The sequence below is a fragment of the Micromonospora sp. CPCC 205558 genome (assembly GCF_036902955.1).
In the GTDB taxonomy this organism is placed as follows: Bacteria; Actinomycetota; Actinomycetes; order Mycobacteriales; family Micromonosporaceae; genus Micromonospora.
Map to the genome: position 1 here is coordinate 15,047 of NZ_JBAKHR010000045.1, position 12,894 is coordinate 27,940.

Annotated in this window: 11 protein-coding genes and 1 pseudogene; 6 read left to right on the top strand and 6 right to left on the bottom strand. The window is 68.3% G+C overall.

From position 1 onward, the window contains the following. Nucleotides 1-42 precede the first annotated feature (42 nt). The gene (fxlA, locus tag V6U86_RS31380; RefSeq protein WP_334509752.1) at nt 43-198 is read right to left on the bottom strand and encodes an FxLD family lanthipeptide; all 156 of its coding nucleotides are present in this window, start codon (nt 196-198) and stop codon (nt 43-45) included. 12 nt (nt 199-210) lie between these two features. Further along, on the bottom strand, nt 211-1,452 hold the full coding sequence (gene fxlM, locus V6U86_RS31385; protein WP_334509754.1) for a methyltransferase, FxLD system: 1,242 nt from the start codon (nt 1,450-1,452) through the stop codon (nt 211-213). Nucleotides 1,453-1,987: 535 nt separating this feature from the next. Between fxlM and V6U86_RS31390 the strand changes: the two genes are divergently transcribed. Then, nucleotides 1,988-3,373: a helix-turn-helix transcriptional regulator gene (locus V6U86_RS31390; protein ID WP_334509756.1), complete on the top strand. Its 1,386-nt coding sequence runs from the start codon at nt 1,988-1,990 to the stop codon at nt 3,371-3,373. Here the strand turns inward: V6U86_RS31390 and V6U86_RS31395 are convergent. The 3 genes from V6U86_RS31395 to V6U86_RS31405 all read right to left on the bottom strand — a co-directional run bounded on the left by V6U86_RS31395 (nt 3,346) and on the right by V6U86_RS31405 (nt 7,375). Continuing rightward, nucleotides 3,346-4,533, bottom strand: a complete 1,188-nt coding sequence (locus tag V6U86_RS31395; RefSeq protein WP_334509809.1) for a S9 family peptidase — start codon at nt 4,531-4,533, stop codon at nt 3,346-3,348. The genes V6U86_RS31390 and V6U86_RS31395 overlap by 28 nt on opposite strands. A gap of 889 nt (nt 4,534-5,422) precedes the next feature. Beyond that, the gene (locus V6U86_RS31400; protein WP_334509758.1) at nt 5,423-6,139 is read right to left on the bottom strand and encodes a creatininase family protein; all 717 of its coding nucleotides are present in this window, start codon (nt 6,137-6,139) and stop codon (nt 5,423-5,425) included. Between the two features lie 3 nt (nt 6,140-6,142). Beyond that, a complete protein-coding gene (locus V6U86_RS31405; protein ID WP_334509760.1) occupies nt 6,143-7,375 on the bottom strand; it encodes a helix-turn-helix domain-containing protein in 1,233 nt (410 codons plus the stop codon). Between the two features lie 281 nt (nt 7,376-7,656). Between V6U86_RS31405 and V6U86_RS31410 the strand changes: the two genes are divergently transcribed. The 5 genes from V6U86_RS31410 (at nt 7,657) to V6U86_RS31430 (ending at nt 12,483) form a co-directional block, all read left to right on the top strand. Further along, the gene (locus V6U86_RS31410; protein WP_334509762.1) at nt 7,657-9,063 is read left to right on the top strand and encodes an APC family permease; all 1,407 of its coding nucleotides are present in this window, start codon (nt 7,657-7,659) and stop codon (nt 9,061-9,063) included. After that, nucleotides 9,060-10,073 carry an acetamidase/formamidase family protein gene (locus tag V6U86_RS31415; RefSeq protein WP_334509764.1) on the top strand — a complete coding sequence of 338 codons (1,014 nt, stop codon included), beginning with the start codon at nt 9,060-9,062 and terminating at the stop codon, nt 10,071-10,073. Before V6U86_RS31410 ends, V6U86_RS31415 begins: the two co-directional genes overlap by 4 nt. Nucleotides 10,074-10,084: 11 nt before the next feature. Further along, nucleotides 10,085-10,765 (top strand): GOLPH3/VPS74 family protein, encoded by a 681-nt coding sequence (locus tag V6U86_RS31420; RefSeq protein ID WP_334509767.1) that lies wholly within the window; start codon nt 10,085-10,087, stop codon nt 10,763-10,765. A gap of 32 nt (nt 10,766-10,797) precedes the next feature. Continuing rightward, the gene (locus V6U86_RS31425; RefSeq protein WP_334509769.1) at nt 10,798-11,463 is read left to right on the top strand and encodes a hypothetical protein; all 666 of its coding nucleotides are present in this window, start codon (nt 10,798-10,800) and stop codon (nt 11,461-11,463) included. 369 nt (nt 11,464-11,832) lie between these two features. Continuing rightward, a complete protein-coding gene (locus V6U86_RS31430) occupies nt 11,833-12,483 on the top strand; it encodes a GNAT family N-acetyltransferase (RefSeq protein WP_334509771.1) in 651 nt (216 codons plus the stop codon). A 172-nt stretch (nt 12,484-12,655) separates the two neighbouring features. Here V6U86_RS31430 and V6U86_RS31435 read toward each other — a convergent pair. Next, nucleotides 12,656-12,835 (bottom strand): annotated as a pseudogene (locus V6U86_RS31435) (IS256 family transposase); the annotation flags it as partial. Nucleotides 12,836-12,894: the final 59 nt, after the last annotated feature.

The following is a 12,894-nucleotide window of genomic DNA, read 5'->3' on the forward strand; positions in this document are numbered from 1 at the left end:
TGCTCGACGCCGCCGGGCCCGATCGTGAGAGGAACGGATGGGTCAGTTGCCGCCGTCGCACTTTGTGGTGCAGGCGTTGGAGCCGGTGTTGCCGGAGCCGCACCCGTCGTTGGTGGAGGTGGCGTAGCCGCCCGAGGTGGGGCCGGCGTCGACCAGGCTGACGTCCAGGGCGAACTCCGAGGTGTCGGTGTCGTTCACGTGCTTTCCCTTCTATGCGGGGGTGAAGGTGAGGACGAAGCGGCAATGCCGCTTGTTCAACACCGTCCCGGCCGGCAGGTCGCCGTCGGGAGTACCAGTGGGCAGGACGTGCAGCACCGGTGAAGGGCTGCCCGAATCCAGCCACGCGCGCATCTGTCCGACCATCCGACCGGCCGCCGACGCGGCGTCGGGCCCATGTGCACAGGCGCCGAGGTCAAACATGTCGTAGTCGTTCCAGCGCAGCGTCGAGCGGTAGCAGAACGCGCCGTTGGTCAGGGCGGCCGGTGTGCCGAAGCGCCACGCCGGGGCGACGACGCCGGCATCCACGGCCTCCTGCTGTGCCGTGAGAACGACGAACTGCTGTCCCGCATCGGTGATGCGGGTCGCCAGCCACAGGTCGAGGTCAGCCAGGACGGTACGAGGGGGCAGGCTCACTCCGGCCCATGCCTGCGTCTGCGGCTGCGCCAACAGCTCTTTAACAGCGTGACGATCGACCTGCTGGTCCTCGTCCAGCCGCAGGTGCACCCCGTCAGTGATATCGACGTACCGCACGTCATGCGCCCCGGCGCCCTGCATCGACACGAACCCGCACAACCGCTGACTGTGGCTGACCAGCCGATCGCCGGTCCGACGCATCGCCCATGAGCGAGTCATCCCGAACGTCCGTAGCGGCACGACGAGCGTTCCGTTCTCGGCGAGCTGCGCGGTCCAGGCCGGGGAAATGTCCCAGGCGCCGACCGTGACGATGATCAGGTCGTATGTGCGGCCCGGGTTGACCGGTTGCTCGGCGTCCGCGCACACCACGGCCACGTCGTCGTAACCCGCCGCGGTGAGGCAGGCGGTGGCCCGGTCAGTTACCTCACGATCGATGTCTACGGTCGTGACCGAGCCCTCGGGGCCGACCAGCTCTCGCAGCAGCGCGGCGTTGTATCCGCCGGAACCGATCTCCAAGACGTGCCGACACGCCAACCCGCCGTTGACGGCGTCGGCTGCCTGACCGAGCATCTCCGCAATGAGCCACGGCGCCGACACCGAACTGACCGCCTCGTCGCCGATCCGCTTGGTCACCACGGCCTGGTCGGCCCGGTACGCCTCCGTAAGCGCGGCATCCGGAGTGAACAGATGACGTGGCACGGACCGTAGCGCCGCCTCCACCTCGGGCCGCATGACCAGCCCTTTCTCCATATGATCAGCGACGAGCTGATTGACCATTGCGGCGTGGAGGTCCTCGCCGCTCGCCGTGTCGACACTCATTCGGGTTCTCTCCCTCTCCATCAGGACCTCCCGATCGAGTGGTCCGCCGTACCGCTCTTCTCGGGCTCAACAGAGCGTCAAGCCGCTGGACTCGCCAAGTCACACGGGTATCTCAAGTCGATGTGGTGCCGGTCGAAGCTCGCATCCTGCTGGCGATCATGGATGCCCGGGTAAGCGCCCAGATGCCCATGAGCATGATCGTTCGTGTGGCGGGAAGGCCGGGGCGCAGCCCTTGTACCAAGATCGCGGCGCGGAGCGGACTCCTGCTGCACTGCAGCCTCCCGTGCTAAGTCGATGGCGGATCCGACGAGCAGCCAACGGCATGTCTCCACAATCGCCCGGCGAGTCGGTGGAGTGAATGCCGAGCATGCGGACGAAGCGGCTGTCCGCATGTGCGCCATCGGTGAGCGTCTCTCGTACATACGCATCTCGGTGTTCGTGGTTGCGCCGCGCTGAACACCGAGTGACCCTATGTGCGCGATAGTCACACTGATCATTGCCATAGTGGTGCGAACAGTCACGAGGAGGCGGTGCTATGGGCCAGACCCCGCGGATGCTCCAGCCGTCCCTGTCCGAGCGCCACTTCTTCGGTGCAGAGCTACGTCGGCTGCGGGAGCGGGCCAACCTCTCCCAGGCGCGACTCGGCGCGATGATCCGCTTCAGCGCCGACCTGGTGCGTCGGATCGAGACAGCGGACCGTTTCCCATCCCGGGAATTCGTCGAGGCCTGCGACAGGGCGTTGGAAGCCGGAGGGGCCTTGACCCGCCTGCTACCTCTTCTCGAGGGAAGTCGCAACAGCCAGAACATGCGGGCAACTTCCCCGAGCGGTTCTGGCAACCCAGACACCCTGCTGCCCACCCAATTGAAGGAGAAGCCCGGGGTGGCGGGCATGGTCGTCCGTGTTCCCTTCCAACCCGGTGTCCTCGGTCGCGCCGCCCTTGACTGGCTGAACGCTGCGGCGGACCCCCGGCCGCCCGTGGTCGGACGACCCGGCTCGCCTGACCAGGTTGACGAAGAGGATCTTCATGCGGCGGAGACCGCTCTGGCGATATTCCGGCAGTTGGACCACACTCACGGCGCCGGACGAGTCCACGCGCAGGTGCAGCGGTACGTCGAAGGCGAACTGAACCGGCTGTTGGCGAACACCCCCACCTCCGAAGCTGTCGGCCGGCACCTCTACACGCTGGCGGCGGGATTCTTCGAGCTCTGCGGGTACCAGGCGGTCGACACGGGCGCCCATGGCCTCGCTCAGCGCCGCTATCTTCGCGCTCTACGTCTGACGGAAGCTGCTGGCGACCGCCTTTACGGCAGCTACCTACTAGCCGTGAACATCGGCCACCTCGCGCTGCACTGCGGGCACCCCGAGCCGGCACGCAGGATGGCGTTGACGGCGGTGAGAGGAAGCGAGACCCAGGCGACGCCCGCTGTGACAGCCGCGCTGCAAGCGGTGGTGGCGCGCACGCACGCCCGCCTTGGACGCGAAGACGACTGCCTGACCCACCTCGACATCGCGGAGAGGGAACTGGCCCGTAGCAAGCCCGACGACGAGCCGGCGTGGATCCGATATTTCGACGCGGCCTACCTCGCCGACGAGATCGCCCACTGCTTCCACGACCTGGGCCGACCGCAGCAAACCCAACGGCACCTGGGTAACGCCCTCACCGCCCTGAGCCCCACCCATGTCCGGAGACTCGCCATTGACACCGCGCTCCTGGCCTCGTCGTTGGCCGCCGCCGGCCGCATCGACGAAGCCTGCGCCACCGCACGCGAGGCAGTCGACCACGCCGCACGAACCACCTCACACCGCTGCCTGCAGCGCATCGTCGAGGTACAGGCAGACCTCGAGCCCTACCGGTGCGAGCCGGAGGTCCGCGAGTTCAACGAGTATGTGCGTCACCGACTACCGCTGGCCTCTGTGTAACCCCGTTGATGGTTGGCGGCATCCGCCATCACCGAGCGGTAGTGAGCCAGCTCCGCCTCCAGCGCCGCGCCCGCTCTATGGGACGACGCCACGTAGTGGCCGACATCAGCAAGAAGCAACACCTCGGGCGCCATACCGAGAGACGTCAACTCCTCGGCAAGGTCGCGGACGTCCTCGACTACGGCGACCTCGTCGGCGGTGCCATGAATGAGCAGCACCGGCCGTTGGACAGCAGCGGCACGGACCCGGCCGGCACCACCTCGCAGCCGCATCGCGTGCGCCCGCTGGAATCGGGGCACCGTCTGCGCCCACCGGTCAGGATCCACGATCGCCGACACGGCCGTGGCAGCGGCGAACGGGCCGTCCTGTGCCACCGCGTGCAACGCGGTATAGCCGCCCGCGCTGGCACCACGGATGAACACCTGCCCCGGCACCGCCCGCCCCGTCGCCAGCAGGTGTACCGCCACCGCCGCGCAGTCATCGACGTCGTCCAGACCCCATAGGCCGTACAGCGATTCCCGGAACACCCGGCCGTAACCGGTGCTACCGAGGTAGTCGACATCAACGACGGCGAACCCGCGACTGGTCAAGAACTGCGCCTGCCAATCCAGTCGCAGCAGGCAGGACGCGGTAGGCCCCGGATGCGCCCGAACGATCACCGACGCCTGCCAGTCCGCCGCCGCACCCGTCGGCGGATACACCAGGGCAAGCACCTCCCGACCACTGGCCACTCGAACGCGCAGCTCCGTCGGCGTCGAAACGCCCGCCCCGTCGAGTCCGGCGTGCTCCGGCCTGGCAAGCACCTCTACCTCAGGGTCGGTGCCCGCCAGGTCCACGAGCGCGACCTGCGGGGCCGCAGTCGGCGACGATCCGATCAACGCCACCGTCGTCCCTCGAACGGCCAGGTACGGCTTGATCGACGTGTACGGAAGGTCGACCGGGCGGATAGTGCCGTCGGGCTCGATAACGACGAGGCGGTGTCGCGGCCCCTCCTGCACCGCCACGACGATCCGGCCGTCGTCGAGGAAGCCATACGACGCGTATCCCAGCTCCCACGGCTCCGCAGCGCACTCACCCGCGATCGGCGCCACCGCCTCCACCCGGTGGCCGTCCCACCGGTAGAGGTTCCACCAGCCACTGCGGTCCGACACGAAGTACAACGCCCCGTCGGGTCCCCACTGCGGCTCCACCGCAGACTCCTCCGGACCGCCGGCCAGTCTCACTGCGCCGCCGACCTGACCACCTGGCGAGTAGGACGCCACCCATATTTCACAGGCGTCCCACGGCATGTCGCGCTCACTCCACGCAGTCCAGGCCAACCAACCCGGACCTGGCCGAGGGGCACCGAGAAACCCCGGGGACGAGACGAGAGTCCGAACCTTCGGAGCAGCGGTGAGTGACACCGCGACGAGTTCGTCACCCTGACCCGACTCCCGCACAGCCAGCAACTCGCCGTCGCCGACCGTCAGGTCACCGAAGGATCCAGGGACGATCAATTCGAGTTGATCGTCGCGACGACGGCTCCGGTAGAGGCCATCTCCGCCGACGCACCACAACGTCTCCTGTACGACAGCAAACGATCCGCCACCGTACGCGTGAACGCCGCTGGCGACATCAAAGCCCTTCGGACTTACATCACGCGTGCCCTCGCCGGGCCGCCACTGTGTCACCGTCGTACCCCCGCCAGCGTCGGGGCGAGTCTCCAGCCAAAACAGGCCGCGATCACCGGTAAGCAGTTGGTCGTAGCTCACCGAGGCGCGGACGGCGTCGTCCACCGACACTTCAGCGACCCTGTCGCCCAGCCTCACGAATCCTCCTCGAACAACTTCCGGCGGGCCGGACGACGGCGGGCTCGTCAGCCGTCGGCGGGACACCGGCGCAACCACCTGCAGGGGCTAATCCTTGGGCCGGTGTGAGTGTCTAGACGTGGCCGACTCTACGTCCGAGCGCCTTGTCCCTCCCCCGGATCACCCCACAAATTGCCTCCGCCCGATCGCTCCCGCGGCCATGCCGACGCGGACAACCGCTCTCGTCCAGCATCATTTTTGATCATGTTTTGGCGCCCGGCAGAAGGCCGTAATGGTCGGCGAAGGAGCGAACAAGTTCTTCAAGTACGGCTTCGCCCTTGGCAGCAGTGGCGTGGGACGGCAGACCGATGACGCCGCTGCTGGTGTAGCCACTCATGCCCCGCGTGAGGAGGTGACGTCGGTCGTCCGCTAGGTGGTCGGCATGCTGGAAGCCATCACGAACCACCTCGGGCGCAACGTGCAGAAGCAGCGAAACCTCGAGCTCACCAGCATGCATGTCCTGATGAGCTGTGCTGTGCAGGCCGGCGGCAACTCGCGCGTCGTCCCAGTCGGCCCGAGCGGGAAACAGAGTCATCCTCGGTCCAGCGACATTGGCTTCCTGAACGACGTTGGCAAGCGCGTAGTTCCCTCCATGGCCGTTGATCACAGCGAGCTGATCGATGCCCGATTTTTGCAGGGAGCCGGCGATATCAACGACCACGGCGGCGAGGGTGGTGGCGCTGATACTGACCGTTCCACGCCACCCCGCGTGCTCATGGGAACAGGAGATCGTGACCGGCGGCAACAAAAAGAGGCCGTAGCGCTCGGCGACGGCCTTCGCGATCGCGCATGCCACGATGGTGTCCGTCAGCAGCGGCAGGTAAGCGCCGTGTTGCTCGAAACTCCCGACTGGGAGGACCGCGACGGACGCCCCAAGCTCGGACTCGTCGGTGCTCGTCGCCGTGGTGATCAGATCCACGGACTAATGGTTACATGCTTCGAGGGTCGTCTGCCGATAGGCGAGCACGAAGGCCGCCGCCTCTGGAACGGCTTGCTGCTGTCGAAGGGCCACCGCCGTCGGGTTCAACCAGCGCAAAGCCCGCGCGGAAGAGGTGCCTGTAGCCAACGCCAGGGCGTTGGCGGCCTCGGTCGCCGCGCGCTCGATATCGCCAATGCTGACGTAGGCGCTGGACAGGGCCGACCGCCAAAGGGCCTCGTCGACGCGCCACTGAGCTGGCCAATGGCGCAGGAGCTGCTCATAGAGATTGGCTGCAGCCGCCGGTTGACCGAGGAGAAGACGGCATTGCGCTTCGTGAGCAGCCACGTACACCGAATCGCAGTGGACGCCTACATCGATCGGCAGCTCCGAACCCCAGTCGTCGCTGCCGGCGACCCTGTGTGCCTTGTCGATGCTGGCTGCGCAGGCGTTCTGGTCACCTCCCATCGCGTAGGCCTGGGCCTGGCGGATCAGCAGTAGTGCGCGGATACGGCCGGGTAACCGAACCTCCTCCAGCGCCCGCTGCGCTAAGGCGATGGCATTACGCGGGTCGAAGCGCTCAAGGGCGCGTTGGCTCTGCCTCATCAGGACGTAGCTTGTCAGCGTCGGCGCGTTAGCTTCGACGGCGTGCTGCTGCGCGCGCCGCAACCAGGCGTCAGCCTCGGCGGCGTCACTCTGCTCATCGATCCAGCTGAGGAACTCCGCCCACAGTGCCTGCGCGATGAGTACGTCTCGGCGGTCGGCTGAACGGCTCCGCCGCCCGATGGCGGCGGCGACGCTGATCTGTGCATGGGCGGTGGACGCCATCCCGGCGTATCCGGTGCGGTTTCCGGCAATGGCCAGACCGGCGAGCTGCTCGTGCCACGAACGGAGCAGGTCGGGCTTGTCGGGATGATCGATGGAGGCCCGGAGTTGGCCCTCCGCGCCGTCGACCAAGCGGTAGCCGACGCTGGTGAGGCGACGCTCACTCTCGAGGTCTGACAGGAAACGGGCCAGCTCGCCATCTGTCTGCAGTGCGCCCTCACACGACTCAACGAAGCGGGAGGACGGCCAACGTTCGGCCTTCTCCACTTTGCCGATGAGGTCCCCACTAACGTGCACCAGCCTGCCTAGAGCACGCTGAGACAGCCCGCGGCGCTCGCGCCACTGCCGAAGCGCGGCACCGAATCCATGCAGCGCCGATCGATGCGGGGTCAGCCGTCGTGGAGTTTGTGCCACCGGTACTCCTGGGTGCTGTGTGTCCGTCACTGCCGCATCCGGAAGGGTCTGACCATACGTGGTCGAACGCTACGCGGACAGTTGCATGCGGACAACACCCTGTGTCCGCATCAACGCTATCGACTCATCTGTCTCGGTGAGCAAATCTCGTTGCTGAGGCACCGATCCGCCTGCTGGTCGAAATCATTAGCAGCCATTTAGGAGCGACTAGGTAGTTGCCTTCGCTGACGGTTTAGCTGCAAGCGCGAGATTGGCCAGGGCGCAAATATTTGAGGAGTGTGATGAGTCTCCAGAATGACCTATCCCGATATGGGTATCGACAGGAACTGAGCCGCCAGCTTCAGCTTCGAGACTTGGTCGCGTACGGGCTGGTGTACATGGTGCCGATCGCGCCGATGGCGATCTTCGGCAGCGTGTACGCCGGCTCCGGCGGCATGGTGGCTCTGGCGTACGCGGTCGGTGTGGTGGCGTTGGTGTTCACCGCGTTCTCGTACGCGCAGATGGTTAAGGCGTTCCCGATGTCGGGCAGCGTCTACAACTACGCCGGCCGGGGCATCAGCGCGCCGGTCGGTTTCCTGGCCGGCTGGGTGATCCTGCTGGACTACGTGCTCGTGCCGGGTCTGCTGTATCTGGTGGCGTCGGTGGCGATGCACGCCACCGTGCCCGTGGTGCCGGTGTGGTTGTGGCTGCTCGGGTTCGTCGCGGTCAACACGGTCGTCAACTCGGTCGGCATCCGCATGACCGCGATGGTGACCCGCGTGATGCTGATCGGTGAGTTGATCGTCCTGGCGGTCTTCCTCGCGGTCGCCGGTTGGGCTCTCGCCTCGGGTAGGGGCCGGTTCAGTTGGGACGCCTTCTACAACGCCGACACGTTCACCTGGTCCCTGGTGGCGGGTGCGGTGTCGATCGCGGTGTTGTCCTTCCTCGGCTTCGACGGGATCAGCATGTTGGCCGAGGAGACCAAGGGCGGTTCCCGGCAGATCGGCCGGGCGATGGCCGCCGTGCTCGTCCTGGCCGGCGTGCTGTTCATCGCTCAGACGTGGCTGGCCGCGATGCTCGTCCCGAACCCCGGCACCCTCCGCACGGAGGGCGACGTGAACGGCACCGCCTTCTACGACGCCGCAGCCGTGGCCGGCGGGGGCTGGTTGGCGACCCTGTGCGCGGTGGCGACGGCGATCGCGTGGGGCCTGCCGAACTCGATGGTCGCCCAGGTCGCCACCTCACGCCTGCTGTACGCGATGGCCCGGGACCGGCAACTGCCCGCCTTCTTGGCGAAGGTGTCGATCCGCCGGAACGTGCCGATCAACGCGACCCTGCTCACCGGCCTCGTGTCCCTGGTGCTCGGCCTGTACATGGCCACCCGCACCGACGGGATCACGCTGCTGTCGTCGCTGATCAACTTCGGGGCGATGGTCGCCTTCCTTGTCCTGCACGTCTCCGTAGTGGTGCACCACCTCATCCGCCGGCGCAGCGGCAACTGGTGGGCGCATCTAGTCATGCCCGGTATCGGGTTCGCGATCCTCGCCTACGTGGTGATCAACGCCAACATCGCCGCGCAGCGCCTCGGCCTGGCCTGGCTCGCCCTCGGCATGGTCATTCTCGCCGGCCTCTACCTGTCCGGCCGCCGGCCCGCGCTGTCTGGTTTGGCGCCCGCGCAGCCGCAGGCCCGCCACGTGGAACGGGTGTGACCGCCATGGACACGATCACCTACCGGCCGGCCCGCGACGAGTTGGCCTACACCTTCGGCGGGCGGATGCCGGTGGCCCACGTCCGCTCCGGCGACGTGCTGCAGGTGCACACCGAGGACTGCTTCGGCGGCCTCGTGCGCGGTCCGGCGGACCTGCCGTCGCAGGTGTGCCGCATGCCCTACCTGAATCCGGTGTCCGGGCCGTTCTTCGTCGAGAACGCCGAGCCCGGTGACACCCTCGCCATCCATCTCGCCTCGATCGTCCCCGCCCGGGGCTGGGGTGTGTCCTCGACGTTCCCGCACTTCGGGGCGCTGACCTCCACCGCCCATACCGCGACGCTGCAAGAACCGCTGCAGGAGCGGGTGTGGGTGTACGACATCGACCGGCACGCCGGCACGGTCGGATTCCACGCCACGGCCAGCGACCACTGGGTGAAGCTGCCGCTGGACCCGATGATCGGCACGATCGGGGTCGCTCCTGGCGGGTTCGAGGCCCGATCCACGATCGTCCCTGACTCCCACGGCGGAAACCTGGATACCCCGCAGGTGCGCGCCGGGGCCACCCTCTATCTGGGGGTGAACGTGCACGGGGCGATGCTCGCCCTCGGCGACGGACACGCACGCCAGGGCGAGGGTGAGGCCTGCGGGGTCGGGGTGGAGATCGCCACGACCACCACCCTGGTCATCGAGGTCATCAAGGGCACCCGGACGGTGTGGCCCCGACTGGAGACCGACACGTCGATCATGTCGGTCGGCTGCGCCCGGCCCCTGGAGGACGCCTACCGGATCGCCCACCGCGACCTGGTCGGCTGGACCAGCACGCTCACCGGTTTGGAAGAACTCGACGCCTACCAACTGATCTCGCAGGCCGGCAGGGCACCGATCGGCAACGTGTGCGACCCGAACTACACGGTCCTGGCCGCCGTCGACAAGGCGCTGCTTCCGCACCCGAGCGCCGCCTACACGGGAGTGCACGCCCGGCTGCGCCAGCGTGCGGCCGGGCTGCGGTAGGAGCTGCCGAGATGACCGCGTCGATTCCCCAGCTGCCGTTGCGGGACGAGTTGTTCCTGCTCGGCCACAACGACGACACCGGCCAACCCCACATCCACCGCCAAGCCCTCGCCCTCGGCATGGCCGGCGCGGTCCTGACCGACCTCTTCCTGGCCGGGCGGATTACGCTCGACGACCCAGACGATGGCACCCGCCCGGCCGCCGACCGGCGGATCCGGCTCCGCCTCGATCGGCCCGTCGGCGACCTGGTCGCCGACGCCGCTATCGCCTCAGTACGCGCCAACCCCGCCCCGACCCTGCGGGGATGGCTGACATGGTTCGCCGAGGACCTGTACGAACGCACCCGCGCCGGCCTGCACGCCGGCGGGATCCTGCACCGCACCAGCCGCCGCCGGCTCGGCGGGCTCGCCCGCACCGACGTCTACCTCGCCACCGACACCAAATGGGCGGTCGTGGCCCGATCCAGGCTGCGGTATCTCGCCGCAGGCCGGGAGCCGCCGGACAACCACAGCGCCGCCCTCGCCGGCCTCGTCGCCGTCCTCGGCCTCGCCACCCACCTCTACCTCGACGACACCAACGCCGTCGCCGCCCAGCTGCGGGCCATCGCCGAGCAGCACTACCGGCCCGTACGCGACATCACCGCCGCGGTCGACGCCGCGGTCGGTGACCTCGCCACCGCCGCATACCGCTGACCCCCCGCCACAGACTCCCGGAGCCATCGACCGTGATTCACCCACCTCACCCACCCTCGACGCCCACGAATCTGCCGGCCCACTGGCATCGGCGGCCCGCCGTCAGGATCGCTGCCGCGCTGTCCGCGCTATCCCTGCTCGCCGCTGCCGCCCTCGTGCCCGGATGGGCCGCCACGCACACCCCCGCACCGCAGAGCAGCCGCTGGCAGGTCACCTCACCCGCCCGAACAAGTACCCCACCGTGCGAGATCCCCGCGCTACTGACCGCCGCCGAACTGCGCGCCCTCGCCGCACGGACCGCTGCGACGCCACCCACCGCCCTACCCGCACCGCGGCCAGCCAACCACGTGCTCCCCCAGGTCGCCGCCGACGCGCACTGCGACGTCCCAGGACGGTTCTCGTTCGTGCTGATACGGCAATGGGCCGCCGACACCCAGATCGACGCAGGACGCGCGACCAGCACCGTCGTGGTCTTCGAAGAGCGGCACTGGCGAGCCGACAACGGCTCCGGACGGGCCGTCAGCCTGCGCCACCCGCCCGGCCCACAACCCACCACCGACGAGACCTACCAGCCGGGCACGCTCGACGGAACCATCGGCCCCATCGCCGTCGACACCACCGCCTCACCGCACAGATCAGCAGCATCTCGCCGCCGTTCCTCGGCGCACCGGCAGTCCTGCACGCCATCGCCAGCCTGACGTCATGGCCCACACCCAACCGCGACGCCCGCACCGCGATCCTCACCCTGTTGAGCCACACCAACGGGCTCACCTACCACCCCGCGGTACGAGACCCGCGCCGGGCGCACCGGTGCCGGCATCAGCGCCACCGGCGACGACGGCACCACCCGCGGCCTGCTCATCCTGCACCCCCGCACCGGCGAGGTCCTCGCCTACGAACGCGCCCACTTCACGCCATCACAGCGCGGCCACCCCCGCACCGGCGACGTCGAGGACTACCTGCTGTTCACCATCCACACCCGCACGAGCACCACCAACACGCCCTGACACCGCGCCGCCGATCTAGACGGCAACTCCCATCCGCTTCCGACCTGTGAAGGGACTCTCATGGACGTCACTGCTCGCATCCGCGCCGCCCGCTGGACCGACAAGGACAAGGTCGCCGGGCTCATCGCCGACGCCCTGCACCCCGACCCGCTGGCCGCCTGGCTGGTGCCCGAGGCGACCCACCGGCGCCGCATCCTCGCCGAGGTGGCGGTGATCTGGGTGGAACACGCCATGTTCTACGGCGACACCCACGTCACCGACGACCTCAACGCCGCCGCAGTCGGCTTCCACCGCTACCGCAGCATCCCACCACCAGCGAACTACCGCAGCCGCCTCGCCGACGCGGCCGGCGACCATGCTGAGCGGTTCGAGATCCTCGACGGGCTGCTCAGCGCGCGCCGGCCCACCGAACCGCACTACCACCTGGCGTTCCTCGCAGTCGCGCCCGCCGCACAGCGGCAAGGCATCGGCGCGGCGATGCTCGCCCACCACCGCGACAGACTCGACCACGTCGACCTGCCCTCGTGGACCGACGCCACCGGCGAGCGCCAAGACGTCTACGCCCGCTACGGCTACACCCCGCAGGTACCCATCCGGCTGCCCGACGGCCCGGCCGTCACCCCGATGCGCCGCACCCCTACGTCGGGCCCTCAACCCCTGGACACCGTCAACGCTGCAGGTGGCTCGCAGGCCAGAGGCCTAGGCGCTTGACCCGTGCGATGGCCTCACGAACCGCACCGTGGCCGACCCTGCGCCGTGTCACACGTGACCTTGGACGAAACCGTGCCGCCCCCGGACGACCGCGACGAGCCTCGCCCGCCCGCCGCGATGCCCTCGCGCCCCGCTGATCCCAGAACTCAAGCCCAGGAACTACAGCGCGAGGGTATTCGGTCATCTCCTCGTTCAGCGCCGTCTCCATGACCCTCTTGGTCAGTTGCTTGACCAGCCCGTCCGGGCCGGTCAGTTCCGTCGCGGCCCGGACCAGCTCGGCGGCGGCCTTCGCCTCAGCCGACGGCTCGGGCCGCTTCCTAGGTCCGGTCCGGTCGTTCAATGTCGCGGTCATCACGGCACCCTCCTCACGAGGCACAACGCCCGGCAGGTCAGGCCGGACACACCACCGTG

Bases quoted from the DNA above. Each gene is read 5' to 3' on its own strand.
- V6U86_RS31390 (WP_334509756.1), top strand. From the start codon at position 1,988: ATGGGCCAGACCCCGCGGATGCTCCAGCCGTCCCTGTCCGAGCGCCAC.
- V6U86_RS31430 (WP_334509771.1), top strand. From the start codon at position 11,833: ATGGACGTCACTGCTCGCATCCGCGCCGCCCGCTGGACCGACAAGGAC.
- V6U86_RS31410 (WP_334509762.1), top strand. From the start codon at position 7,657: ATGAGTCTCCAGAATGACCTATCCCGATATGGGTATCGACAGGAACTG.
- fxlM (WP_334509754.1), bottom strand. From the start codon at position 1,452: ATGAGTGTCGACACGGCGAGCGGCGAGGACCTCCACGCCGCAATGGTC.
- V6U86_RS31420 (WP_334509767.1), top strand. From the start codon at position 10,085: ATGACCGCGTCGATTCCCCAGCTGCCGTTGCGGGACGAGTTGTTCCTG.